This window comes from Pontibacter liquoris (assembly GCF_022758235.1).
GTDB lineage: Bacteria > Bacteroidota > Bacteroidia > Cytophagales > Hymenobacteraceae > Pontibacter > Pontibacter liquoris.
This window is the reverse complement of the sequence record NZ_JALEBG010000001.1, coordinates 2,391,036-2,417,700: the sequence shown is the minus strand read 5'-3', so window position 1 is coordinate 2,417,700 and position 26,665 is coordinate 2,391,036. Positions and strand designations below refer to the sequence as shown.

Annotated in this window: 22 protein-coding genes; 13 read left to right on the top strand and 9 right to left on the bottom strand. The window is 51.6% G+C overall.

All coding sequences use genetic code 11. The features are described from left to right. Nucleotides 1–14: 14 nt before the first annotated feature. A complete protein-coding gene (locus LWL52_RS09955; RefSeq protein WP_242919373.1) occupies nt 15–2,387 on the top strand; it encodes an ABC transporter permease in 2,373 nt (790 codons plus the stop codon). 68 nt (nt 2,388–2,455) lie between these two features. Here the strand turns inward: LWL52_RS09955 and LWL52_RS09950 are convergent, their stop codons facing one another. Both LWL52_RS09950 and LWL52_RS09945 read right to left on the bottom strand, forming a co-directional pair. Continuing rightward, nucleotides 2,456–3,871: an exonuclease domain-containing protein gene (locus LWL52_RS09950; RefSeq protein WP_242919370.1), complete on the bottom strand. Its 1,416-nt coding sequence runs from the start codon at nt 3,869–3,871 to the stop codon at nt 2,456–2,458. Between the two features lie 124 nt (nt 3,872–3,995). Continuing rightward, nucleotides 3,996–5,132, bottom strand: coding sequence for an AI-2E family transporter (locus tag LWL52_RS09945; protein WP_242919368.1), 1,137 nt, complete (start codon nt 5,130–5,132; stop codon nt 3,996–3,998). 346 nt (nt 5,133–5,478) lie between these two features. Between LWL52_RS09945 and LWL52_RS09940 the strand changes: the two genes are divergently transcribed. From LWL52_RS09940 to rplT, 8 genes are all read left to right on the top strand, one after another. Further along, complete coding sequence (locus LWL52_RS09940; protein WP_242919366.1) at nt 5,479–7,341, top strand: DNA topoisomerase IV subunit B; 1,863 nt, start codon at nt 5,479–5,481, stop codon at nt 7,339–7,341. Further along, the gene (locus tag LWL52_RS09935) at nt 7,334–10,087 is read left to right on the top strand and encodes a DNA gyrase/topoisomerase IV subunit A (RefSeq protein WP_242919364.1); all 2,754 of its coding nucleotides are present in this window, start codon (nt 7,334–7,336) and stop codon (nt 10,085–10,087) included. The genes LWL52_RS09940 and LWL52_RS09935 overlap by 8 nt, the downstream gene beginning before the upstream one ends. 100 nt (nt 10,088–10,187) lie before the next feature. Then, the gene (locus LWL52_RS09930; RefSeq protein WP_242919362.1) at nt 10,188–10,940 is read left to right on the top strand and encodes a tetratricopeptide repeat protein; all 753 of its coding nucleotides are present in this window, start codon (nt 10,188–10,190) and stop codon (nt 10,938–10,940) included. 165 nt (nt 10,941–11,105) lie between these two features. Continuing rightward, the gene (locus tag LWL52_RS09925; protein ID WP_242919360.1) at nt 11,106–12,191 is read left to right on the top strand and encodes a tetratricopeptide repeat protein; all 1,086 of its coding nucleotides are present in this window, start codon (nt 11,106–11,108) and stop codon (nt 12,189–12,191) included. A 17-nt stretch (nt 12,192–12,208) separates the two neighbouring features. Then, nucleotides 12,209–14,146 carry a threonine--tRNA ligase gene (gene thrS, locus LWL52_RS09920; protein ID WP_242919358.1) on the top strand — a complete coding sequence of 646 codons (1,938 nt, stop codon included), beginning with the start codon at nt 12,209–12,211 and terminating at the stop codon, nt 14,144–14,146. A gap of 120 nt (nt 14,147–14,266) precedes the next feature. Further along, complete coding sequence (gene infC / locus LWL52_RS09915; protein WP_242919356.1) at nt 14,267–14,791, top strand: translation initiation factor IF-3; 525 nt, start codon at nt 14,267–14,269, stop codon at nt 14,789–14,791. 22 nt (nt 14,792–14,813) lie between these two features. Further along, nucleotides 14,814–15,008 (top strand): 50S ribosomal protein L35, encoded by a 195-nt coding sequence (gene rpmI / locus LWL52_RS09910; RefSeq protein ID WP_242919354.1) that lies wholly within the window; start codon nt 14,814–14,816, stop codon nt 15,006–15,008. A gap of 90 nt (nt 15,009–15,098) precedes the next feature. Beyond that, nucleotides 15,099–15,443: a 50S ribosomal protein L20 gene (gene rplT, locus LWL52_RS09905; RefSeq protein WP_242919352.1), complete on the top strand. Its 345-nt coding sequence runs from the start codon at nt 15,099–15,101 to the stop codon at nt 15,441–15,443. A gap of 29 nt (nt 15,444–15,472) precedes the next feature. Here rplT and LWL52_RS09900 read toward each other — a convergent pair whose 3' ends face one another. From LWL52_RS09900 to LWL52_RS09870, 7 genes are all read right to left on the bottom strand, one after another. Continuing rightward, nucleotides 15,473–15,637 carry a hypothetical protein gene (locus LWL52_RS09900; protein WP_242919350.1) on the bottom strand — a complete coding sequence of 55 codons (165 nt, stop codon included), beginning with the start codon at nt 15,635–15,637 and terminating at the stop codon, nt 15,473–15,475. Nucleotides 15,638–15,935: 298 nt separating this feature from the next. After that, entirely contained in the window at nt 15,936–16,934 is a 999-nt protein-coding gene (locus LWL52_RS09895; RefSeq protein WP_242919348.1) for a beta-ketoacyl-ACP synthase III, read from the bottom strand. Nucleotides 16,935–17,070: 136 nt separating this feature from the next. Then, entirely contained in the window at nt 17,071–18,012 is a 942-nt protein-coding gene (plsX, locus tag LWL52_RS09890; protein WP_242919345.1) for a phosphate acyltransferase PlsX, read from the bottom strand. Nucleotides 18,013–18,064: 52 nt separating this feature from the next. Further along, nucleotides 18,065–18,262 (bottom strand): 50S ribosomal protein L32, encoded by a 198-nt coding sequence (gene rpmF, locus LWL52_RS09885; protein ID WP_229961645.1) that lies wholly within the window; start codon nt 18,260–18,262, stop codon nt 18,065–18,067. 52 nt (nt 18,263–18,314) lie between these two features. Continuing rightward, nucleotides 18,315–18,875 (bottom strand): YceD family protein, encoded by a 561-nt coding sequence (locus LWL52_RS09880; RefSeq protein ID WP_242919343.1) that lies wholly within the window; start codon nt 18,873–18,875, stop codon nt 18,315–18,317. 63 nt (nt 18,876–18,938) lie between these two features. Beyond that, nucleotides 18,939–19,961 carry a 4-hydroxythreonine-4-phosphate dehydrogenase PdxA gene (gene pdxA / locus LWL52_RS09875; RefSeq protein WP_242919341.1) on the bottom strand — a complete coding sequence of 341 codons (1,023 nt, stop codon included), beginning with the start codon at nt 19,959–19,961 and terminating at the stop codon, nt 18,939–18,941. 5 nt (nt 19,962–19,966) lie between these two features. Further along, on the bottom strand, nt 19,967–21,400 hold the full coding sequence (locus LWL52_RS09870) for a leucyl aminopeptidase family protein (protein WP_242919339.1): 1,434 nt from the start codon (nt 21,398–21,400) through the stop codon (nt 19,967–19,969). 169 nt (nt 21,401–21,569) lie between these two features. Here LWL52_RS09870 and rsmA point away from each other — a divergent pair, with 169 nt between their 5' ends. From rsmA to LWL52_RS09850, 4 genes are all read left to right on the top strand, one after another. Beyond that, entirely contained in the window at nt 21,570–22,355 is a 786-nt protein-coding gene (gene rsmA / locus LWL52_RS09865) for a 16S rRNA (adenine(1518)-N(6)/adenine(1519)-N(6))-dimethyltransferase RsmA (RefSeq protein ID WP_242919337.1), read from the top strand. Nucleotide 22,356: 1 nt separating this feature from the next. Beyond that, nucleotides 22,357–23,709, top strand: a complete 1,353-nt coding sequence (gene mgtE, locus LWL52_RS09860) for a magnesium transporter (protein WP_242919335.1) — start codon at nt 22,357–22,359, stop codon at nt 23,707–23,709. A gap of 71 nt (nt 23,710–23,780) precedes the next feature. Then, nucleotides 23,781–24,743, top strand: coding sequence for an NAD(P)-dependent oxidoreductase (locus LWL52_RS09855; protein WP_242919333.1), 963 nt, complete (start codon nt 23,781–23,783; stop codon nt 24,741–24,743). A gap of 259 nt (nt 24,744–25,002) precedes the next feature. Further along, nucleotides 25,003–26,541 (top strand): FAD-dependent oxidoreductase, encoded by a 1,539-nt coding sequence (locus LWL52_RS09850; protein ID WP_242919331.1) that lies wholly within the window; start codon nt 25,003–25,005, stop codon nt 26,539–26,541. Nucleotides 26,542–26,665 lie beyond the last annotated feature (124 nt).

The following is a 26,665-nucleotide window of genomic DNA, read 5'->3' as shown; positions in this document are numbered from 1 at the left end:
TCCCAGATAAAACTATGATCCGTCACAGCCTTCTGCTCATCTACCGGAATTTCAAACGGTTCAAAAGTACGTTCTTCATCAACATGATCGGGCTTTCTACCAGCTTAGCCTGTGTCTTGCTTATTTTTCTGTGGGTGAATGACGAGGTGCATACCGATTCTTTTCATGAAAAGAATAGCCGGCTTTTTCAGGTAATGGAAAACCAGCAGCACGCAGAGAACATTGTTACGACCGGCATGACGGCTGGGCTGGTGGCAGAAACGCTGCCGCAAGAAATGCCTGAAGTGGAATTGGCAACTGCCGTTATGCACCATTCCTGGTTTCCAAAGTTCATCCTTTCTGCTGCCGGGGATCAGAAAGTTAAGGCGGTGGGACAGTTTGCTAGTAAAGATTTTTTTGGTGTTTTCTCCTACGGCCTTGTACAGGGAGACAAAGACCAGGTGCTTTCTGCTAAGAATGCCATGATGATATCGGAAGCACTGGCCCTGAAACTATTTCATACTACCCAAAATGTGGTAGGCAGGGTGGTAGCCTGGGAACTGCCAGGTTTAAAAAAGCAGGTCGTCATTTCTGGCGTATTTAAAGGCACGCCAGCTGGTTCCTCGGAGCAATTCGATTTTATACTGTCCTTTGATGCATGGAAGGGCATTTCGCCATCCGTTTTGGATTGGGGAAATGATGGAACCAACACCTATGTGGTTTTGAAAGAAGGCACGAACCTGGCGCAATTCAACCAAAAAATTGCCGGGTATATAAAGCAAAAAAACGGCGGGGCTAATCGCCAGGTATTCCTTAGACCTTATGCCGATGGCTACCTGTATGGCCAGTATGAAAACGGTGTGCAGGCAGGAGGCCGCATAACATACGTCCGGCTCTTTTCGATTATCGCGGTTTTCATTCTTGTTATTGCCTGCATTAATTTTATGAATCTTTCCACGGCTAAAGCCTCTCGCAGGATCAAAGAGGTAGGCATAAAAAAAGCGATGGGTGCCAGCCGAAAATCCTTGGTCTTCCACTACCTGGGCGAGTCTATGCTCACAGCCTTTGCCTCGCTGCTTATTGCCCTGATGCTGGTAGAATTGCTACTTGCCCCTTTCAGCAACCTGACAGGGAAACAGCTCACGCATTCCTTTCATACTCCTTTCCTACTTGTGGCCATCGGTATGGCGCTGCTCACCGGGCTGCTGGCGGGTAGTTACCCGGCCTTGTACCTCTCCGGCTTTAAACCGGCAGCTGTGCTGCGGGGCAGGTTACATTCCTTCGGGGGCGAACTATGGGCCCGCAAAGGGTTAGTGGTGTTTCAGTTCACGACCTCCGTTATTATGATCATAGCTGTTTTTGTGGTATACAAACAAATAAAGTATGTGCAGCACAAAAACATGGGTTATGAAAAAGACAATGTGATTTACTTTGATCTGGCGGAAAAGCTAAATGAAAGCCGGGAGGCGTTTTTAGCAGAAGTAAAAAAGGTGCCGGGAATTGTGAATGCCTCCAGTATTGACCGGCGCATCATAGGCAGCCACAACACCACGGGCGGCCTGAGTTGGGCAGGAAAAAAGCCGGATGAAGTAGTGGCATTCGAAATTGTGGGGGTGAACTATGGCCTGCTGGAAACGCTGGATATAAAAGTGAAGGAGGGACGGGCCTTTTCGAGTGACTTTGCTACTGATACGGCAAAGATTATTTTCAACGAAGCCGCCATTACAGCGATGGGGCTCCAGGATCCGGTCGGCAAAACAGTCAAGCTTTGGGGTACCAACCTGGAGATACTGGGGGTAGTAAAGGATTTTAATTTTCAGTCGCTCCATGAAACGGTAAAGCCCTTGTTTATCAGGCTCCAACCCCGCAATACAAGTATAGTGATGATTCGGATGGAAGCCGGAAAGGAAAAAGAAGCGATAGCCCGTGTCCGGAACTTGTACGCCACCTTTAATCCTGGCTTGCCATTCGATTATACCTTTCTGGATGAAGATTACCAGGCGCAGTATGCCGCAGAACAGCATGTTTCCGCCTTATCCCGCTACTTTGCCGGTTTGGCCATCCTGATCTCCTGCCTGGGCCTGTTTGGACTGGCAGCCTTTACAGCTGAAAGAAGGCGGAAAGAAATCGGGGTTCGGAAGGTGTTGGGCGCAACAGAGTTACAGATCGTCTACTTATTGTCTGCGGACTTCACCAAACTAGTGCTGGTCTCTATTCTGATAGCACTGCCCATAAGTTACCTGCTCGTGAAAAATTGGCTGGATAGCTTTGCCTATAAAATAGCGCTGGAACCAGGGTATTTTATAGGTGCGGGCGTTCTTGCTTTGCTCTTAGCCTGGCTTACGGTAGGTATGCAGGCGGCAAAAGCTGCCAGTGTAAACCCTTCCCAATGTCTGAAGGAGGAGTAGCCCTTTTGTATTGTGCCTAAGTATAAAAGCAAAACACAGGGCAGGTATGGAAGCCCGCCGGGTGTAAGTTAATCAAATATGATGATTTTGTCCTTGTGCTTGCTACGCATATGCCCGCGGATAAGCTGCTGGATGTCTTTGTTATCGTTGTAACGCGTAATAGCGCCTTTAAAATCCTCCAGGCCCTGAGCTGAAAAAGTGTCGTCTACAAAGCCAAAACCCAGGTAGGCGCCGTGCTCCACTACCACCACGGATTTCTCCCCCGGTTCCCGGCCCTTGCCCACGATCACAAAGCTGTTGTGCTCATAGGTGATGGAGTCGATGGCGGCATCCACGCGCTGGTTATACTCCTCGGGACTTTCCTTGCCGATGCAGGCGCCGTTGCACTGGTGCACCTGGTAATCGAAGCAGGCCCCGGTCGTTTTATACAGATCGCAGAGTTTCTGGCATAGGCTATACTTGGCTACCTTGTGGTAAAGAAAGCCCTTCGCTTTAAACTGGTTCGACAGCGCGATGAGCGGCGTCATGTTCACATTATCAGCCCGGTTCACGCTGCCAAAAGTCAGGCGCTTGTAGCCGTTGCCATCCTCATACATGAAGATGCCGGTATTGAACACGCTGCGCCGCTGCTGCCGGTTATACTGTGGTTTCATCCGCTTGATCTCTGCCGACTCAAACAGCAGCGCCACCAGTTCGTTGCCCATGGGCTCGTAAGAAATATGTGTAATGCTGTTTTTGAAATCCAGGGATTTGCGGCTCTTGTAATCGATGTTGAAGTGCTGGATAATGCGCTTGCGGATGTTGATGCTCTTGCCCACATAAATCACCTCGCCCGCCTGGTTATGAAAGTAGTATACGCCCGGCACCATCGGCAGGGCATCTACTTGCTCTTTGTTAATGTTGGGTGGCAGCAGCGAGGTCTTCATCTCGGCTTTGATGAGCTTGTCGGAGGCTTCAGCAGCCATGTGCATGTTGCCATCCACCACCGGGCGGTTAATTTTGATGAGCTTATCAAATAATTTGGCGGTTGCTTCGGCATCGCCAATGGCGCGGTGGCGCTGGTTTAGCGGTATGGCGATGCTCTTACAGAGTTTGCCCAGGCTGTAGGAGGGAAGCCCCGGGATAAGCGAGCGACTGAGGCGCACGGTACAAAGCGTTTTGCGCTGGAACGTATAACCCAGGTCGGCAAACTCCTTCTTGACAAAAGAATAATCAAAGCGCACGTTGTGGGCTACAAACACCTTGCCTTCGGTAAACTCCACGATCTCTTTAGCAACTTCGTAAAACTTGGGTGCATCCTGCACCATTTCATCCGTAATGCCGGTAAGCTGCGAAATAAAGTAGGGGATAGGCCGCTGCGGGTTTATCAGAGTATTGTACTGGTCTACAACCTTTTGCCCGTCGTGGATGAAAATGGCTATTTCGGTGATCCGGTCCTGCGCGGGCTGGCCGCCGGTGGTCTCAATATCAATAATGGCGTACAAGCTTCTCTCGTTTTATGTTTGTATCAGTTGGTGCCTGGCAAGGGCAGCATACCTGTAAACCAATATTTTTAGTAATCCGTTTCAAAAAGCCCTTCTCCTTAGTCCTTTTGCTGACAAAGGCTGTTTATTCCGAAGTGTTCTTTTTTCCGCGGCCCAGGCCATTCCAGATCTCTGCAAACCAGCCTTCCACTTTCCCTTTCTTTTTAGGCTTCACGTCATCCACGTCGGCCAGCAGAAACCCTAATGGCGCCAGGGGCTCATAGGCATCAAAGATCACTTTCAGCATGGCAATAAACGGTAGGGCGATGATCATGCCTGGGGCCCCCCATACTTCGCCGCCCACCAGCAAGGCCACGATTGCCGCAAATGGGTTTATACTTACTTTGGAGCCTACGACCAGCGGGGTAATAAAATTACCTTCCAGAAACTGCACAAAAGCAAATACGCCGATCACCAGCAGCGCATCGATCATGTGGCCGGTAGCAGCCAGGGTAAACAAGGCCGGCACGGTTGCCCCGATCATGATGCCAATGTAGGGGATGATGGTCAGGATGGAGGCAAATACGCCAAAAAAGATAGCATACTTGACGCCCAGCAGCAGCAGCCCCGCCGAGTTAAGCAGCGACACGACCACGATCACGATCATGAGCCCAGAGATGTAGCTTTGCACCACCCGCTGTATGTTCACAATGGTTTGCAATAGCCCGCCACGGTGGTCTTTGGTGGTAAATTTAAAGAGGAACTGCTCCAGGTGGTCGCGGTAGTATAAAAGGCAGAAGACAAAGATTGGCACAATGGTCAGGGCGGCAATGGCCCCGGTTGTGATCGAAATGGTATTCCCTAAAAAGCTGGTTGCAATATCCTGCACGCTGCCCACCAGGTTCTGGATAAGCTCGGTGCGGTTAGAGGGTAAAATGCCAAATTTGTGATAAAGGAAATTCTGCACGTTATCGATCAGATCCACCACATTGCCGCCAATGCTATCGAGCTCGGAGGTAAGGCTCATGAGCTGCATGGAAAGGAACCAGATTACCAGCCCCAGTACCACTACCACCAGCAGTATGCTAGTCAGTATAGCCAGTGGCCGCGGTATGCGCAGCCGCTCCAGGTTGCGGGTAAAGGGCAGCAGCAGCAGGGCAAAAAGAACCGAGAAAGCCAGGGGTGCCAGGATGGATTTGAAGAGTTGCAGCAGGTAAATGAGCAGCACAACAGCCAGCAGCAGGATCGTATACTTTAAGTAATTAGGTAGCTTTATCTCCATAAAATTTGACGTTCTTTGTTGCCCACCCTCCTGGCCGGGCCTGAATATAGGCAAAAGTAATCCTTCGAATATACTTGCAGTTATATATTTTTATACTAATAAAATTAGCTTAATATTGTTCGGAATTAAAGGCTGCTGGATGAACCAGAAAGGGAAAAAGATGGTTATACTTGAGCAGACGGACAGTAAGGAAACGATTAGAATACTAGATTGCTAAAAAAATTAGTTAAAAAATTTCCTTTCTTTGTGGCCGGGCCCCGCGCAGAAGCTTAATTTTGCGCCTTGTCTTTTTAATTTTTCTATATTTCCGATTGATATACTCTAAAAACATACTTACGCTTACAGCATGGCAGAGTTAGAACATAACTATAACGAAGATAGCATCCGCTCGCTGGAGCCACGCGAACATATCCGCCTGCGCCCCGGCATGTATATCGGAAAGCTGGGCGATGGCTCCTCGGCCGATGACGGCATCTACATCCTGGTGAAGGAGGTGATCGATAACTCGATCGATGAGCATGTGATGGGCTTCGGTAAAACCATTGAGATCAAAATTTCCGATCACCGCGTGCAGGTGCGCGACTATGGCCGCGGCATTCCGCTAGGCAAGGTCATCGACTGCGTGAGCAAGATCAACACCGGCGGTAAGTATGACAGCAAGGCTTTCCAGAAATCCGTTGGTCTGAACGGGGTAGGTACCAAGGCGGTGAATGCTTTGTCGAGCTACTTCCGCATTCAGTCGGTGCGTGATGGCAAAGTGAAAGCAGCCGAGTTTGACAGAGGTGTGCTAACAGAAGACTTTGAACTGCAGGAAACCACGCAACGCAATGGTACCCTGACCATGTTCACGCCGGACGATACCATTTTTAAGAACTATAAGTTCAACCCCGACTATCTGGAAAACCAGATGTGGAACTACGTGTACCTTAACGCCGGGCTGACAATAAACTTTAACGGGAAGAAGTTCTTTTCTGAAAACGGCCTGCTGGACCTGCTCCGCAACAAAGCAGATGAGGAAAGTATGCGCTACCCGATCATCCACCTGAAAGGGCCTGATATTGAGCTGGCCCTGACGCATGGCGGCGATTATGGCGAAGAATATTACAGCTTCGTGAACGGGCAGTATACTACCATGGGTGGTACGCACCTGGCAGCTTTCCGTGAGGCGGTGGTAAAAACCGTGCGCGATTTCTACAAAAAAGATTTCGATGCGGCCGATATACGAGGTTCTATTATCGGGGCGATCTCGCTACGCGTACAGGAACCGGTGTTTGAATCGCAGACCAAAACCAAACTGGGTTCTATTGAGATGGGACCGGATGGTCCGGCTGTACGTGCCTATATCAACGACTTTGTAAAAGAACACCTCGATAACTACCTGCATAAAAACCCAGCGACGGCCGAGGCGCTGCTCAAGCGTGTGATGCAGAGCGAGCGGGAGCGCAAGGACATGGCTGGGGTGAAAAAGCTGGCCAACCAGCGGGCAAAAAAAGCCAACCTCCACAACCGCAAGCTCCGCGATTGCCGCCTGCACTTTAACGAGGACAAAGACGAGAAATCGCTGCTTTCCACACTTTTCATCACCGAGGGCGACTCAGCGAGTGGCTCTATCACTAAATCGCGCAACGTGGGCACCGAGGCGGTGTTCAGCTTACGCGGTAAGCCGCTCAACTGCTTTGGCCTGAAGAAGAAAGTCGTGTATGAAAACGAGGAATTCAACTTGCTGCAGCACGCCCTCAATATTGAAGAAGGCCTGGATGGGCTGCGCTACAACCGCGTGGTGATCGCCACCGATGCCGACGTGGACGGCATGCACATCCGCTTGCTGCTGCTCACTTTCTTTTTGCAGTTCTTCCCCGACCTGGTGCGTAACGGCCACGTGTATATCCTGGAAACGCCGCTGTTCAGAGTACGCAACAAAAAGGACACGATCTACTGCTACAACGAAACCGAAAAGCAGGAAGCGATCCAGAAACTGGGTAAGCGCCCCGAGATTACCCGCTTTAAAGGCTTGGGCGAGATATCGCCGGACGAGTTTGGCAAGTTTATTGGCGAGAACATCAAACTAAAGCCGGTTATACTACAAAAGGACACGACGATACAGAAAATGCTGACTTACTACATGGGCAAGAACACGCCGGAGCGTCAGCAGTTTATCATCGAGAATCTGAAGATCGAAAAAGACATAGTAGAAGAAATTTATGCATAACGACGAGCTCAACAACGAAGAAATAGAAAGAGAAGACGAGCAGGAAGTTACGTTCACGGATGGCGAAGAAGAAGTCATCCATAACATTACGCCTGTTTCCGGACTTTACGAAACCTGGTTCCTCGACTATGCTTCATATGTGATTCTGGAGCGGGCGGTTCCTGCTATTGAGGACGGCTTAAAGCCGGTGCAGCGCCGCATTCTGCATGCCATGAAAGAGATGGACGATGGACGCTTTAACAAAGTGGCCAACGTGATCGGGCAAACTATGCAGTACCACCCGCACGGCGATGCTTCGATCGGTGATGCGATGGTGAACCTGGGTCAGAAAGATTTGCTCATCGAAACGCAAGGTAACTGGGGCGACGTGCGCACCGGCGACAGTGCGGCAGCCCCCCGATATATTGAGGCGCGCCTTTCCAAGTTTGCGCTGGATGTGGTGTTCAACCCACAGACCACGCTGTGGCAGCTGAGCTACGATGGCCGTAAAAATGAGCCGGTAACCTTGCCGGTAAAGTTCCCGCTGCTGCTGGCGCAGGGCGTGGAAGGTATTGCCGTAGGCTTGTCGACCAAGATCATGCCGCACAACTTCAAAGAGCTGCTGAAAGGTTCTATTGATGTGCTGAAAGGCCGTAGCACCATGCTTTTACCGGACTTCCCAAATGGCGGACTGGTAGATGTGACCAACTACAATGCCGGCATGCGTGGCGGCAGGATCCGGGTGCGCGCCACCATCGAGAAGGTAGACAAGACCATGCTCATCATCCGCGACGTGCCCTACGGCATCACCACGACGGGGTTGATGGAGTCGATCGTGAAAGCGAGCGAGAACAATAAGATTAAGATCAAAAAGGTAGTGGATAATACCGCTGCGGATGTGGAGATACAGGTGCAGCTGCCGCCGGGCGTATCGCCTGACCTGACCATGGACGCGCTGTATGCCTTCACTGACTGCGAAGTATCCATCTCGCCGAACACCTGCGTGATTATCGACGACAAGCCGCACTTTTTGAATGTGGATGAGCTCCTGCGCATCTCTACGTTTAAAACAGTAGACCTGCTCAAGCGCGAGCTGGAAATCCGCAAAGCGGAGCTGGAAGACAAGTGGCATCATTCCTCCCTGGAAAAGATCTTTATCGAGAACCGCATTTACCGCGACATCGAAGAGTGCGAAACCTGGGAGGCCGTGCTGCAGGCCATCGACAAAGGCCTGGATCCTTACAAGCACCTGCTGCGCCGCGAAGTGTCGGAAGACGATATTGTACGCCTGACCGAAATCCGCATCAAGCGCATTTCCAAGTATGACTCCTTCAAAGCCGACGAGTATATCCGCAAGCTGGAAGATGAGATGGCCGAAGTGGATGATAACCTGGCGAACCTGATCCGCTATGCGATCGGCTACTTTGAAGGCTTGCTGAAGAAGTATGGCCAGGGCCGTGACCGCAAGACGCAGATCAAAACCTTTGATGTGATCACGGCGCAGAAAGTGGCTATTGCCAACCAGAAGCTCTACATGAATGCCAAAGATGGTTTTATCGGAACAGGCCTGCGCAAAGACGAGTTTGTGTGCGACTGCTCGGATATGGACGATATCATTGTGTTCCGCAAAGACGGTAAGTTCACGGTGACCAAAGTGGCCGATAAGACGTTTGTGGGCAAAGACATTATCATGGCCAGCGTTTATAATAAGAACGACGAGCACATGGTCTACAACATGATCTATGTGGATGGCAAGTCCGGTATTTCGTTTGCCAAGCGTTTTGCTGTGAAGTCCATTACCCGCGACAAGGAGTATGATCTGACCAAGGGCGAGAAGAATTCCAAAGTACATTACCTGACCGCTAACCCCAACTCCGAGTCGGAGGTGGTAAGTATAACGCTGGCGCCGCAGGCCGCTGCCCGCAACAAGCAGTTTGATTTTGACTTTGCCGAGCTGATGATCAAAGGCAAGGGCTCGAACGGCAACATTATTACGAAGCATGCCATCAAGAAAGTGGTGCAGAAAAGCCGTGGCGATTCTACCCTAGGCGGACGCGAGATCTTCTACGACGAGGTGATCGGAAGGCTCAATACCGAAGGCCGGGGCCGTTACCTGGGCTCGTTCAACACCGACGATACAATTCTGGTGATCTACGAAGACGGCAGCTACGAGCAAACCACCTTTGACCTGGCTAACCACTACACCGTGGAGAAGATTAAGGTGCTGCAGAAGTATGATCCGGAGCTGGTGGTTTCGGCTATTTATTACGAGGGGGAAAATAAAACCTACTATGTGAAGCGTTTCAGGATAGAGACCTCCACCATAGGGAAGAGGTTTACCTTTATCCCGGAAACGAAAAACTCGCGTTTGGAAGCCGTATCGACCCATCCTGAACCGTTGGCAGAGATCCGGTTCAAGCGCGATCGTAAAAGCGAAAAGGAAACAGAGAAGCTGCTGCTGAGCGAGTTTATCGACGTGAAAGGCTGGAAGGCCATGGGGAATAAGCTCAACTACCACAAGATACTGGAAGTGGAGGTGCCCCGGCAGGAAGTGGTGGTACAGGAGCAGGATGCTGGCAGAAGCCGCAAGGCCGCTGCGCCGAAGAAAGCTACTGCCGGCTTACCTGCTGAGTTAAAGGAACTTGCAGAAGAAGCGGCCCGGGCCAGCGGCACTCAACTTCTTGGCTCGGAAGACGTAGACAGTGATACTCACCCTGACAGCGAAAAAAAGGCTTTAAAAGAGAAAAAGCAGCTTAATCTGTTCTAAGAACAAAGCGCTATACTTGCAAAAGTCTTTTGAAAGCTGTAAGTTACCGGAAGGATTACTGAAGATGAAAAGACTTTGTAGCGTTTTAATACTTGCTCTGATGCTCTGTGGAAGTGCGCCTGCCGTAATGGCAGATGGCGCTGCCACTGAGCATGAGCAGATGCTTAACCGGGCTGGTAAGTTGTTGGTAGCCTACAAAGACAGTGAAGCGCTGGCCCTGTATGAGCAGGTGTTAAAAACCGACGCTGACAATTACGAAGCGCTTTGCAAGGCCAGTTACCTGCACTGCCGCATTGGCGACCGATATACCGACGAAACAAGCAAGTCAGACCATTTTGAGCAGGCGCGTAACCTGGCGCTACGGGCATATGCCCTGGCCCCGGAAGATGCGGAAGCGAATTATGTGATGGCACTTGCACTGGGAAGCTCCGCCATGATTGCCGGCCCAAAACAGCGCCTGGCCACTATTTACCAGGTAAAACCGTTTATAGACAAGGCCCTGGCCTGTGACAACCAGCATGCGGGAGCATGGTATATTTTGGGGCGGTGGTATTTTAAAGTGGCTAACCTGAATATTGCCGAACAGGCTGCTGCCAAAGTTTTCTTTGGAGGCATAGAGGAGAAGCCAACTAACCAGGATGCGGCGGATGCCCTGACCAATGCCATCAGGTATAACCCGGATAATATCCGCTATTATTATGACCTGGCTTGTGTTTATGAAGAAATGAAAGATAAGGAAGCCTGTATTCATACGCTTCAGCAAGCGCTCACGGTAAACCTGGAAACGAAGGATGAACTGGAACTGAGCAGGCGTTGTAAAATCATGATGCAGGAGGTATACGCTAAAAAGTAGCCTTTTGCTACTGTCAAAAAGCCTGCTCCCCACTGGTGGCAGGCTTTTTGTTTTTTATACAGCAGCTTTCAGGTGGCGGGGAATGTTTCTATTTGGGCAAAAAGTCTTAATTTAGCGCTGATTAGAAAACACAGCCTTCGGGCCGGACCGATATTAAGACCTAAGATGGGGCGTTTTACGCGTTTGCTGGTACTGCTGCTCACCATTATTACAATGGCTGCCTGCCGGCAGGAGGAAGGAGAAAAGGAGCGGATGGTGAACCTGCAAAAGATACAGGACAATCCTGAAGCGCAGCTCCGGAACCTCAATGCCGCCATTGCCAACGCCCGACGCGATGGCAGCCTGTATGCGCGGCGCGCTGTGGTGCTGCTGCGCAAAGGAGAATTGAACAAAGCCCTGCAGGACGCTGATGAGGCGATCCGGCTGACGAAAAGCGAGCCATTAACACTCTTTGTAAAAGCCCAGGTACTGCGGGCAATGGGCCGGCGGGACGAAGCCCTGCCATTGGCGCTGCAGGCCGAGCGCAATGCATACCAGAGTGCTTCGCTCTATGTGTTGCTGGGGGAACTATACCTGCAGCAACGCAAGTATGAGCAGGCAACTTATTATATCGGTAAGGCGCAGGAGCTTGCACCTGGCAATGAGTTTGCCTACTATTACCGGGGCAGGATACAGGAAGCTACCGGCGATACAAGCAGTGCCGTGCACAACTATAAACTGGCTTTAAAGCAAATGCCCCAGTTCATGGAAGCACAGCGCGAGTTAACAGGTATTCTGGTGGCCCGTAAAGATTTTGAAGGGGCAAAGCCCTACCTGCAAAGTGCAGCACGACTGGCACCAGACGATGCCTTGTTGCTGTATTACCAGGGAGTGCTATACCAGGTGGCGCAGAAGCCCGACAGTGCCCAGTTATACTTTGCCCACGCCGTGGCGTTGAACGACACGCTGCAGGAGGCCCATTATTTTATTGGCTTGCGGCAGTATGCGAAAGGAGACGGTGAAGGCGCTCTGGCCCATTTGCTGAAAGCCGGGAAGAAGTATAAAGATCAGCCGCGGTACCTGGCGGCCCTTGGTGCGAGTTATGAGCGAGCCGGGCAGCCTTTTCAGGCCTTGGCCACTTACCAGCGCCTGGTGCAGGTAGATCCCAGGTATACGTACGCTTACCAGGCTATTGCCCGGATCAAGTATAAATTACAGCGGGGCATCACAACGGACAGTACCGTAGTGACCCCGGTAACAATTGAAGAATAAAGACAAAGGACCAATACATGATCAATATCACACTGCCCGACGGCTCTGAACGCCAGTATGAAAAAGGCGTGACAAGTCTTGAGATTGCACAAAGTATCAGCGAAGGATTGGCGCGCAATGTGCTTGCTGCCAAAGTAAACGACACGGTCGTGGATCTTTCGCGCCCGATAAACGAAGATGCGACGGTGCAGCTGCTCACCTGGAACGATGACCTGGGGAAAAATGCCTTCTGGCACTCGTCGGCGCACTTGCTGGCCGAGGCCTTGGAAGAATTGTATCCGGGCGTAAAGTTCGGCATCGGCCCTCCCGTAGAGAACGGTTTTTATTACGATGTGGACCTGGGAGACCGGCAGTTCTCGCAGGATGACTTTGCGAAAGTAGAACAGAAGATGCTGGAACTGGCCCGTAATAAAAGCGAGTTCCGCCGCCGCGAAGTTTCGAAAGCCGAAGCCACCGATTTCTTTACCCAAAAAGGCGACGAGTATAAGCTGGACCTGATCAAGGACTTGGCCGATGGCACGATCTCTTTTTATGAGCAGGGCAACTTTACAGACCTGTGCCGCGGGCCGCATATCCCAAATACGGGCTTTATCAAAGCGGCTAAACTGATGAACGTGGCGGGAGCGTACTGGCGAGGAGACGAAACCAGAAAGCAGCTCACACGCATCTATGGTGTTACCTTCCCCAAGCAAAAGGAGCTGACCGAGTACCTGGAGCGGCTGGAAGAAGCCAAGAAACGCGATCACCGTAAGCTGGGCAAAGAACTTGAACTGTTCGCCTTCTCCGAGAAAGTAGGCATGGGTCTGCCGCTGTGGTTGCCCAAAGGCACGCTGCTGCGCGAGCGCCTGGAGCAGTTCATGCGCAAGGCCCAGATGCGCGCCGGCTACCAGCCGGTGGTTACGCCGCACATTGCCAGCAAGGAACTTTATGTTACGTCCGGGCATTATGAAAAGTATGGCGCCGATTCTTTCCAGCCGATCAAAACGCCGAATGAAGGGGAGGAGTTCTTTCTTAAGCCGATGAACTGCCCTCACCACTGCGAGATCTACAAAGTGCGCCCACGCTCTTACAAAGAGCTGCCGGTGCGTCTGGCGGAATTCGGTACTGTTTACAGGTATGAGCAAAGTGGTGAGCTGCATGGCCTAACCCGCGTGCGGGGCTTTACGCAGGACGATGCCCACATCTTCTGCCGTCCTGACCAGGTAAAGGAGGAGTTCACCAAGGTGATCGACTTGGTACTGTATGTGTTTAAAGCGCTTGGTTTTGAAGATTATACGGCTCAGATCTCGTTGCGCGACCCGCAGAACAAAGCCAAGTATATTGGCTCGGATGAAGCCTGGGAGAAAGCTGAAAGCGCCATTATTGAGGCTGCCGATGAGAAAGGCCTGCGCACTGTAACCGAATTGGGCGAAGCTGCGTTTTATGGTCCCAAGCTCGACTTCATGGTGCGGGATGCCATCGGCCGTAAGTGGCAGCTGGGCACGATACAGGTAGATTATAACCTGCCCGAACGTTTCCAGTTGGAATATATCGGCGCAGATAATGCCAAGCATCGCCCGGTGATGATCCACCGTGCACCATTTGGGTCGCTGGAGCGTTTCGTAGCCGTGCTCATCGAGCATTGCGGCGGCAACTTCCCGCTGTGGCTTAGCCCGGAGCAGTTTGCTATACTTCCTATTTCAGAGAAGTACCAGGAATTTGCCCAGCAGGTGAATGATTTGCTGCAGCTGGAGGACATCCGCGGCTCAGTGGACAACCGCGATGAGAAGATTGGCCGTAAAATCCGTGACGCGGAAGTGCGCAAAGTGTCTTATATGCTGATCGTAGGCGAGAAGGAGCAGGAGACAAATTCTGTTTCGGTGCGCCGCCACGGCGAAGGAGACCTGGGCACCATGCCGGTAGCGGAATTTATCAGTATGTTCAAGGAGAAAATAGCGGCAATGCTGAACAATTAGCAGAAGATATTTTTTTCTGAATAGATTAATTGCGATATTCGCAGCCTAATTGTAATAACATTAATTTAAGGAGGTACTACTATAGCTACGCAAAATAGGCGCTACATCCCCCGCGGAAAGGTGGAGGAGCCATACAAAGTCAATGATAAGATCACGGCCCGAGAAGTAAGGCTTGTGGGTGACAATGTAGAGCAGGGAGTGTTCGGATACAGAGCAGCCCAGCAAATGGCCAATGAGCAGAATCTTGACTTAGTTGAGATTTCTCCAACAGCTAACCCGCCCGTATGTCGCATCATCGACTACTCGAAATTTAAGTACGAGCAGAAGAAGAAAACGCGCGAGATGAAGGCGAAAGCTCAGAAGGTAGTGATCAAGGAGATTCGTTTCGGTCCGAACACGGATGATCACGATTTTGAGTTTAAGCTGAAGCATGCCAAAGGCTTTCTGGAAAGCGGTTTTAAGGTGAAATCCTACGTGCATTTTGTAGGCCGCAGCATTGTGTTTAAGGAGCGGGGCGAGATCCTGTTGCTTAAGTTTGCCCAGGCCCTGGAAGATGTAGCAAAGGTAGAGCAACTGCCCAAACTGGAAGGTAAGCGCATGTTCCTGATCCTGACGCCAAAAGCGGCAGCGCCGGCAAAAAAGTAATTATTTAAATCAATTATATACCATGCCTAAAGTAAAAACCAAATCTGGTGCAAAGAAGCGTTTTTCTTTGACAGGTACTGGCAAAATTAAGCGTAAGCACGCTTACAAAAGCCACATCCTGACCAAGAAGACAACAAAACAGAAGCGTAGCCTGACGCACACTGGCCTTGTTAGCTCTGCTGACACGAACAGAGTGAAGCTGATGCTTCAAATCTAATACGCACAAATTAGAGGTTAATTTATTAGTACGAACCCAGTGTCTGGTTTAAAGATCATTAGCATCACCAGCCGCTAAAACTTTAAAGAAATGCCAAGATCGGTAAATGTCGTTGCAGCACGACACAGAAGAAAGAAAATGATGAAAATGGCCAAAGGTTACTTTGGCCGTCGCAAAAACGTATGGACCGTTGCGAAGAACGCAATTGAAAAAGGTCTCGTTTATGCGTATCGTGATAGAAAAGTTAAGAAGAGAGATTTCCGTTCCCTGTGGATCCAGCGTATCAACGCCGGTGCCCGTGAGCACGGTCTGTCTTACTCCGCCTTAATGGGCGCCCTGAAGAAGGCAAACATCGACCTGAACCGCAAAGTACTTGCTGACCTGGCGATGAACCACCCAGAGGCTTTCAAGAGCATCGTTGATAAAGTAAAGTAATTTACTTGTCTATATAGTATAAGAAAGGCTTAGCGTTCGCTAAGCCTTTTTTGTTTGCTTTTTGTAGAGGACAGGTCGCGACCTGTCCGCGCCAGGGTTTGCCGATGCAACTCACCGCCACCCAAACTGTTTTCTGTAAGCTGCTCTTTATCTTTCCTGATCCAAAACTGATGCCGGGTGTCCAGTGCCTGCATTGTTGCTAACGCGGATTAGGAAATCCTCTTCAGGTATACTTTCGAAGTAAGCAATCCGAAATAGCATTATCAGGAAACCAAAAACAGAATACTCCCTTGGCGCAGGCGTCCGCATGTGCCATTTACCTAGTATAAGCAAGTATAGCAAAGCCACAGAGCAAGCAGGGCAAAAGCGGACGCTTGCGCCAGAGAGGAAGGAGGTAGGTGGCATGGTTAGTGAAAATCTCTGTAAGTATGAATTACAGGATATAAAAAAAGCGGCACGAGGGCCGCTTTTATACTTTATACTTCAGAGAGATTACTTCGGATCGTAGGCCCATTTCAGGTAGATGGCGCCCCAGGTAAACCCGCCGCCGAAAGCAGCGAGGATCAGGTTGTCGCCTTTCTTTAGCTGGCTCTCATACTCCCACAGGCACAACGGAATGGTGCCGCTGGTGGTGTTGCCATACTTGTGGATGTTGAGCATCACCTTGTCGTTACTTACGCCCATGCGGTTGGCTGTCGCTTCGATGATGCGCTTGTTAGCCTGATGCGGTACAAGCCAGGCCACATCGTCGGCGGTAAGCTTGTTGCGCTCCATTACTTCCGCCGATACATCGGCCATGCCTTTCACGGCAAATTTAAACACCTGCTGGCCTTCCTGAAAAGCAAAGTGCTCGCGGGCCTGAACGGTCTCGATGGTGGCTGGTTTGCGGCTGCCGCCGGCTTTCATGTGCAGGAAAGGGGCGCCGCTACCATCTGACTTCAGCACCTGGTCCTGAATACCATAGCCTTCGGTATTTGGCTCCAGCATCACGGCCCCGCCGCCATCTCCAAAAATAATGCAGGTAGCACGGTCGGTATAATCAATAATGGCCGACATTTTATCAGCGCCCACTACAATCACTTTTTTATACTGACCTGATTCGATGAACTTGGCGCCGGTGGCAAGGGCATACAGGAAGCCGGAGCAGGCTGCCTGCAGGTCGTAGCCGAAGGCATTTACAGCGCCTACTTCGGCGGTAATCAGATTAGCCGTAGCCGGGAAAACCATGTCCGGGGTAGTGGTGGCGCAGATCAGCAGCTCCACTTCTTCGGGGCTGGTGTTAGTTTTTTTCAGGAGTTCCTTTACTGCCGGAACAGCGATGTGGGAGGTGCCCAGGCCTTCCCCTTTTAAAATTCGCCTTTCCTTGATACCGGTACGAGAGGTAATCCATTCATCGTTGGTTTCAACCATCGTCTCTAGTTCCTTGTTGGTCAGTACATATTCCGGAACGTAGCCACTCACACCAGTTATGGCGGCAGTAATCTTACTCATATTAAAAGTATCTTTGGGTGTATGATTTAAGGAAGGCAATTTAACAAAAAAAACTTGGCATAGCCTGCCAGTTTCTATAAAAAGAAAACTGGAACAGAGTATGCCAAGTAATATTTTTCCGGCCAGCGGCCACTACTTAAACACTATAGTACTTTCTGAACCTTTCAGAGATTCGGGAGGTGACCATTTTTTGCGCCTGCATCACCATATTGCAGATAGCCAGCGGAGAAGAAACCCCATGCCCGATAATGGCATTCCCGTTGATTCCTAGGATAGGGCTGCCTCCTTCGGTTTCGTAATTAAACTTGTCGAAGAAAGGATCGTGGATGTTTTTCTCGCTTAAGATATCATACAGCGACTCGGCCATTTTCAGGATGATGTTTCCGGTATAACCATCGCATACAATCACATCGGCTTTGTCGTTGAACAGGTCGCGCCCTTCGATATTACCGATAAAGTTGATCGTGGTGTTGGCTTTGAGGCGTTGGTGAGCTGCCTGTGTGTTCACAGTGCCCTTGCCCTCTTCCTCTCCCAGGTTCATCAGTCCTACTTTGGGGTTCTCGATCTCCAGTACATACTTGGCGTAAATAGAGCCAAGCTCGGCAAACTGTTCGAGCACCTCAGGCTTGCACTCGGCGTTTGCGCCTACATCCAGCATGATCCCGTAACCGCCTTTAAGCTTTGGAACTAAACCACCAATAGAAGGCCTGAGTATGCCTTCTATTGCTTTTACGCTGAACATGGCTCCTACTAACATGGCCCCGGTGTTACCGGCGCTGCAGAAAGCATCTACTTGCTGCGCTTTGAGTAAGCCATACCCAACAGCAATGCTGGAGTCGGTTTTTTGCGTGAGCGCCTTTGTCGGGTGCTCACCCATTTCAATTACCTGGCTGGCATGGTAAGTCCTAATGCCAGATCCAGTATATCCGTATTCATCGAGCAGCGGCTTGATGATGTCTTCCTTGCCGATGAGCAGGATTTCATCTTCCTGGGTAAGCTGCTGTGCGGCCAGAATTGCACCCTTGATGATGGCCTCAGGTGCAAAATCGCCGCCCATTGCGTCTAAGGCGATCCTCATTTACAGGAGTAAGTTAAATTATACAGAACTAATACAGGAGGCAGGCGAGTGCTTACTGCGCGTTAGTTGTATAATTTTTTATTGCCAGCTTGCCCTTGTGGTACAAATCGCCTTCAACCACATAAGCGTGGTGGTACAGGTGAGGCGTGTCTGTAGTAGGGCAGATCGCAATGGCTTTCTCAGAAAGTTTCTGGTGAGTTCTTCTCTTATCTCTTCTGGTCTTCGAGATCTTACGTTTAGGATGTGCCATTTTTAGTTAAATAATTTACTTGCTGTTTATACTTTTATACTTCTAAAAATTCTTAATTCAGGTTGCGGAGCGCGTCCCACCGGGGATCTGTCCCGTCGTCATCATCTCCGTCCTCGCTGTCTTCATCCCCCGCCTGGCTGTGCGTGCCGGAGGAATAAATCAGGATATCATTGTCATCTTCCTCCTCTTCGGCCATTTCCTGCACAAAACGGGGGTGCAACTTTTTCATTGGCAGCGACAGGGCGATATAATCGTACAAGTGCTGGGCAATGTTAATGGATTGCGTGCCGCTGGTAATCTGCCACAGGTCATCGTCCAGTTCAGCATTTTCCGGGCCATACTTGATCCGGAACGTCTGCTGCACTTCCAACGGCTGGTCAAACTCTTCCAGGCTTCTGTCGCAGGTCAGGCGCACGTGCCCTTTAATGTCAAAATGAAAGGTAAGCAGCGTCTCTGTCTTATCCAGGGTCACATTTGCCAATAAGTTGCCGCCAAGTATAAGCTCACTTCCGAAAAGCTCAAAAAAGGCATCGTTCAGTTCAAACGCATACGTGTGCGTCTTGTCGCTGAGCTTGGCAATGCCGATTTCATACTCTCTTAGCTTCTTCTCCATCGACTTTTTATTGCAAGATGCAAAATTAGAATATATTTCTGACAAATAAAATACTTCGCCTATTTAAACCAGTGCTATTTGCGCTGCCTGCCGCTTTTTTATCACATCACAGGCCAGAAACAGGGCTTCCCGGAACGAGGTTTCATCTGCCAGCTGCTTGCCGGCAATGTCGTAGGCTGTGCCATGGTCAGGGGAGGTGCGCACCACCGACAAACCGGCTGTAAAGTTTACGCCGGTTTCCATGGCCAGTGTTTTAAAGGGGATGAGCCCCTGGTCGTGGTACATCGACAGCACGGCATCTACCTGCGTATACTGACGCATGCCAAAAAAGCCATCGGCCGGATAAGGACCAAATACCAGGTGCCCGCGCTCTTTCAGGTGCATTACCGCTGGCCGGATGATCTCCACTTCTTCATTACCTAACAGGCCTTTTTCGCCGGCATGCGGGTTTAGGCCCAGCACCGCAATACGGGGTTTCAATATGCCAAAATCCTTGCGCAGCGATTCGAGCAGAATCGTGATCTTACGGATCAGCAAGGCCTCAGTCAGTTTGGCTGCTACCTCTTTTACCGGAATATGGCCCGTTACGGTGGCAACCCGCAAATCGCCGCTGACCAGCAGCATCAGGCTGTCGGCCGCATCAAAATAGGAGGTAAGAAACTCGGTATGGCCCGGAAAACGGAAATCTTCTGCCTGTATGTTATCCTTGTTGATGGGGGCGGTTACCAGTCCGTCCAATAAACCGGCTTTCAGATCGCGCGAGGCGGCCAGCAAAGAGTCCAGCGACGCTTTGCCGGAGGCAGCGGTCGGTGTGCCAGGCGTAATTTCCAGGTCTTCTGCGATGCAGCTAACCAGGTTTACCTTTTTAAGTGTCAGGTTAGCGGCGGTATCCAGCTGCTGGTAATGGAAATGCTCGGCCTCCAGGTCTTTGCGCACCTTGTTCAGGATGGCGGCAGACCCGTAGATGACGGGTGTACAGAAATTAAGGATGCGCTGGTCCGACAGGGTTTTGATCACCACTTCCGGTCCAATGCCGTTGGTGTCGCCAATACTGATGCCCAGGCGTATTTTAGGTTTAGTATCCATGTTGTTTAGTTAGCCTTTGTGCGAAGGAAGTTATAAAGTAAACGCACGCCGGAACCTGTTGCCAGCTTGCCCCGGTACGCATCTTCGCTATGCAGGTAGGCTGTGCCTGCAATATCAAAATGTACCCACGGGTAGCTGGTGAAATGCTGCAGGAAAATGCCCGCTGTGATAGCGCCCGCATCGGCACCGCCAATATTCTTCAGGTCGGCCACATCCGATTCCATGTGCTTTTTATACTCCTCCCAAAGCGGAAACTCCACCAGGCGTTCGTGCACGGCATCACCCCCCTTTTTCAGTTCGGCCATCACTTGGTCACCAGCGGTGCCCATGGCTACCATGCCTTCTTTGCCCACGGCCCGCATAGCGGCTCCTGTCAGCGTGGCGAGGTCAAATACCAGTTCCGGGTTATACTTGTGGGCAAAGCTCAACGCATCGGCCAGGATGAGGCGGCCTTCGGCATCAGTATTCAACACTTCCACCGTCATGCCATTGTGCATCGTGATCACATCGCCTGGGGCTACCGCATTGCCACCAGGGCGGTTGTCGGTAGCAGGCACAAGCCCGATCACATGCAGCGGCAGTTTGTTCTTTGCCACGGCATACAGCACGCCCGCTACCGCAGCAGCGCCGGCCATATCCGATTTCATGTAATCCATGGATTGGGGTGTTGGCTTCAGGCTTAGGCCGCCGGTATCGTATACCACACCTTTGCCCACCAGCACGTATGGCTTAGTGTTTTTAGCATTCTCCGGCTTCCACTCCATAATGGTAAAGGTGGCCGGTTCTTCGGAACCCTGGTTGACGGCCAGCAGGCCGCCCATTTTCAGGGATTGTATCTTCAGTTCGTCCAGCACCTCGGTTTTAAAACCGGCGGCTTCTCCGAATGCCGTTAATTCCTCGCTTAGCTGCACGGCGGTCTGATGGCTGTGGGGCTCGTTTACCAGGTCGCGCACCTTGCACACGGCTTCCAGCAGGTTTGCCAGTTCGGTTACATCCTGCGCATGCACGTGGGCATCGGCAATGGTAATGCTTTGGAGCGGACTTGGTTTGGTGTTCTTTGTTTTATGTTTTAGGTACTGGTAGTTGCTCAGGTATAGGCCTTCGGCCAGGTATAAGCTGGCGTCGGTGCCGGTTTTATCCTGGATAGCCAGGGCTGCTACGTTGTCGGTGCGCAGCTGCTTTAGCAGGGTATAGCCAGCCTGGCGCAGGGCTTCGCGGCGGGAGCCTTCTGTTTTAGCCTCCGCTACCGCTAGCACATACAGGCGGTGGGTATAGCGGTTCAGGGTTATAAGCTTTGATTCCTGCTGCACCTGCTGCTGCACAAAAGCCTTCTCTTCGGGTCTGAGTTCCGGGAGCTGTGCCACCTGTCCGGCTGCTACCAGCAGGGCAAGATCCGTATCTTTCGTAAGGCTTGTATTGTAATTAAGTTGTGTTGGCATCTGTCGTTCGTATCTTTGGTGCTGCAATATTAGGGCTGCAATATAGTAAGTATAAAACGGAATAAGAAAATCCGTGCCTGCCCCGGCAGGTAACGGAAACAGAAACAATAAGTATAACGGGTTTGAGCCGAAAAGTATACCTGCCGGCTCCGATCATAACCAACAAGCTGTGAGTAAAGTAAGTCCGAAGAAGCATTTAGGCCAGCACTTCCTGGTCGATCAGAACATCGCGATTAAGATAGTGGAGCAACTCACCCTGCCCCGGGGCGTGACCGATGTGCTGGAGATTGGCCCGGGAATGGGCGTGCTCACGCAGTACCTCCTGCAGCATCCTGAATACCGCACAACTGTGCTGGACATCGACCGCGAGTCCATCGCTTACCTGAAAGAACATTTTCCGCAGCTTAATGACCGGATCATTTCTGCCGATTTCCTGAAAGCAGACATGGCTAAGCTGTTTCCGGGGCCTTTTGCCATCATCGGCAACTTCCCTTACAACATCTCGAGCCAGATCTTTTTTAAAGTGCTGACCCAGCGCGACCTGGTGCCTGAGGTGGTTTGTATGATCCAGAAAGAAGTGGCCGAGCGCATCGCAGCGCCTCCGGGCTCCAAAACCTACGGCATTCTGAGCGTGCTGCTGCAGGCGTTCTATACCATTGATTACAAATTTACGGTGAGCGAACACGTGTTTCATCCCAAGCCCAAAGTAAAGTCGGCCGTGATCAGCCTGGTGCGCAACGAGGTAAATGAGCTGCCCTGCAACGAAAAGCGCTTTTTTGAGGTGGTGAAGCTCAGTTTCGGTACGCGCCGCAAAACGCTGCGCAACTGCCTGAAGCAGTTTAACCTGCCGCCGGAGGTGCAGGCGCAGCCCATTTTTGATAAAAGGGCCGAGCAGCTTTCGGTGCAGGATTTTGTGGGGTTAACGCAACTGGTAGAACAGCATTTAGCAGCGTAGCATGCGGGCAGAAATTACACGGGAGTATGTTGACCAGGTAGAGGAAGCCATTGCGCGCCACGATGCGCCGTTTATACTTGGGACCATGGCCGAGCTCTACCCGGCCGATATTACCACCGTGCTTTACGAGCTGGATGAGCAGGAATCGAAGTATGTGATGGACCTACTGCCGCCCGAAGTAGGCGCCCAGATCCTGTCGGACCTGGATTACGACATTCGCACCGGCTTTCTGCAAACCTTTACCAGCCAGGAGATTGCCCGCTATGTGAACCTGATGAACTCCGACGATGCCGTGGATATTCTCAATGAGCAGTCGGTGAAGACGCGCGAGGAGGTACTTGCCCTGTTGGATAACGAGGAAAAAGCCGCCGCCATCCTGGACCTGCTGCACTACGAGGAAGATTGCGCCGGCGGCCTGATGGCCAAAGAACTGGTAAAAGTGAACCTGAACTGGCGGGTGCGCCAGTGCATTGAAGAGATCCGGCGGCAGGCCGAAGAGGTACAGAAAATTTATACTGTGTACGTGGTGGATAACCGCGATGTGCTGGTGGGCCGTGTGAGCGTGAAGACGCTGCTGCTGGCAAAAGACGACACCCTGGTAAAAGACATTTACAACCCGGATGTGATCTCAATCGAGTCATTCCGTGATGAAGGTGAGGTGGTAACCGTGATGCAGAAGTATGCCCTGGAGGCCATCCCGGTCGTGAACATCCAAAAGCGCCTGCTGGGCCGCATCACCATCGACGACGTGATAGACGTAATGCAGGAGCAGGCCGAACTCAGCCGCCAGCTGATGACGGGTATCACCGAGAACGTGGAGGAAGACGATAGTGTGTTCCGCATTTCCCGCTCGCGCCTTCCGTGGCTGATCATCGGAATGATTGGCGGGCTGCTGGCGGCCCAATTCATGGGCCTTTTTGAGGACGATATTGCTCTATTACCCGCTGTAGCGCTGTTTGTGCCGCTTATTACGGCCACCGGCGGCAATGTAGGCATCCAGTCCTCTTCCATTATCATCCAGACCCTTTCGTCTAACACGGTGATATTCGACAACTTTGCCCAACGCCTATTAAAAGTGCTGCTGGTGGCGCTGCTCAATGCCGTGATCATCTCGGGGCTGGTATTTACGCTGACGTACCTGTTTCGTCACGAGCTTACCTTGTCCATTGTAGTTTCGGCGGCGTTGTTTTCGGTTGTGATGCTGGCCTCCCTCATGGGCACGCTTACGCCCCTGGTGCTCGACCGCTTCGGTATCAATCCAGCCGTAGCCGCGGGCCCGTTCATTACCACGGCCAACGACCTGCTGGGGCTGGCCATCTACTTCAGCGTAGCGCACATGCTGTATAATCTTTAACGAATTACGAATTACCTTTCTTTAAGCAACTTTTTAACTTTCTACTTTTCTAACTTTCTAACTCCGAAAGCGTGACTCAGAACTCAGAATTCAGCACTCCAACTAAAGTCCTGATCATCGATGAGATGCACCCCAGCCTTTTTCCGATGCTGGAAAGTATAGGCATAAGAGCCGATTACCGGCCAGAAATAAAGCCACAGGAAGTATGCCAGGCCTTGCAGGGTGTCCAGGGGCTGATCGTGCGCAGCAAAATGCGGATCACGGCCCAGACGCTGGAACTGGCGGAATCATTAAAGTTTGTGGCCCGGGCTGGTGCAGGCGTCGATAATATTGATGTGGCAGCGCTGCAGGCGCGCGGCATTGCGCTGCTTGCCGCGAACGAAGGAAACAGCCAGGCGGTAGGGGAGTTTGCCCTGGGAACATTGCTGGGCCTGATGCGGAACTTCGTTCGTGCCGACAAGCAGGTACGAAACAAAGTATGGCTACGGGAGGAGAACAGGGGCGAGGAGCTTGGCGGGCAAACCGTGGGCATCATCGGCTACGGAAACATGGGGCAAAGCTTTGCGCGCGTGCTGCAGGGGTTTAACTGTCGCATACTTGCCTACGATCGTTTTGCCCCGGAAAAGATCAGCGCACCAGCTATTTCGGTTTCGCTGGAACAACTGCAGGCAGAGGCCGATGTGGTGAGCCTGCACATACCGTATATCTTTGAGAACCTCGGCTTTGCCGGGCACGATTTCTTTGGCAGCTTCAGCAAGCCCATCTGGTTTTTAAACACTTCGAGGGGCGATGTGGTGGACCAGGCAGCGCTGGTAAAACACCTGGAAAATGGCCGGGTCAAAGGCGCAGCGCTCGATGTGCTGGAAAACGAAAAGCTGGCCACCCTAACAGAGCAGCAGCAGACCACCTTCGCCTACCTGGCTGCCGCCGATAACGTGATCCTGACGCCGCACATTGCCGGCTGGACGCACGAATCCTACGTGAAGATCAACGAAGTGCTGGTGCATAAAATTCAGCAGCTCCTTACCTTATAGTAAATAGTATCAAGTATAAAGATCACCCGCAGCAAGTATAAACCTCCATCTCCGGTGGTTATACTTGCTGCAAGGCCCATGCCCCAGGAAGAGGCTCCTCCTGCTACTTCATTTTCGTTTTCAGCCGCACGCTCGGTTTATACTGCCTCGCTCCAAACGTGCCACAGAACCTAAGCCCCAGTGCGCCGTAATCCTATGCAGGTGGCCCTTCTGCCTGCAGCAGGCGCCAATATCTGCGACAAGTGCTAAAAACGTAACTATGAAAAATGAATCCGGCGCGAGCCTTCCTGTCTGGGACAAGGAAGTTGCCATGCCCAAGACAAGTCCCCTGCTTGAAAACCGTACCTGTGATGTGTGTGTGGTAGGAGCCGGGCTGGCAGGCATCTCGACAGCGTATATGCTGGCAAAAGAAGGTAAGAAAGTAATTGTACTCGAAGCCAAAGGCATTGGCTCCGGCGAAACCAGCCGCACCACCGCCCACCTGTCCAACGCCCTCGATGATCGGTATTCACACCTGATCAGCCTGTTTGGAAAGGACGGAGCCCGCTTGGCCTGCCAAAGCCATGGCGCTGCGATTGATAAAATTGAGGAAATTGCCAAACACGAGAAAATAGATTGTGATTTCAGCCGGGTAGATGGCTATCTGTTTGCCAATAACAGAGAGCAGGAAGAGGACCTTATAAAAGAACTCGAAGCGGTACAGGCCATTGGCTGGCACGATGTGGTGCTCCGCAAAGGATGCCCTGTCGAAACACTGACTGCCCTGCCTACGCTACATTTCCCCAACCAGGGGCGGTTCCACCCAACCAAATACCTGGCCGGCTTGGCACAGGCCTTTTTGGACGAGGGCGGCGAGATCTACACCGCTTCTCCGGCTGTGGATTTTCAGACCGGCCCGGTTGTGACGGTGGTTACCGCCAGCGGGCATGCCGTTTCGGCCAACCACCTGGTGGTAGCAACCAATACACCCGTAAACGACCGGGTAACCATCCATACCAAGCAGGCGCCTTACAGAACCTACGTGATCGGTGTGTCGGTGCCGGCGGGTGCTGTGCCCGATGCCCTGTATTGGGACATGGACGACCCTTACCATTACATCCGCCTGATGCGAAGCGATGTGCACGAAGGAGAGACCCCAAAGGATGATTTGCTCATTGTGGGGGGCGCTGACCATAAAACGGGCCAGGAAGAACATTACCTAAACCATTTCCTGGACCTGGAGCGCTGGACGCGCCTTAAATTCCCAATGGCGCAGGATGTGCTCTACCGCTGGTCCGGGCAGGTGATGGAGCCGGTGGACAGCCTGGCCTACATCGGCCGCAACCCCGGCGACAGCGACAATGTGTATATCGCTACCGGCGATTCAGGGCATGGCATGACGCACGCTACGATTGCCGGCATGTTGCTAACCGACCTGATCCTGGGCCGGCCAAACGCCTGGGCAACTATTTATGATCCGGCCCGGCTGAAGCTTAAATCAGCGGGGGAGTACCTGAAGACCAACCTGAACGTGGCCGCGCAAATGAAAGATTATGTTACACCCGGCGAGGTGGATGATATGATGCAGGTTATGCCTGGCACAGGGCGTATTATGCGCGATGGTATGAAAAAGATAGCCGTATACTGCGACCCCGACGGCAACCGGCACCAGTGCTCGGCTGTTTGTACGCACATGGGCTGCGTGGTAAGCTGGAACAGTGTCGAAAGCTCCTGGGATTGCCCCTGCCACGGTTCCCGTTTTAACCCGTATGGCAAAGTGATCACCGGCCCGGCCATCAAAGAACTTGGCCCTATCTAAAAAGCTGATTTATACTTGAAGTGCAGCTCCAGGGCCCTTACTACACTTTGTAGCAAGGGCCCTGGAATTTATTGGCTACCACGTTTATAAGGGCATGTGCCAGCATGGGCAATAACTCCCCGTT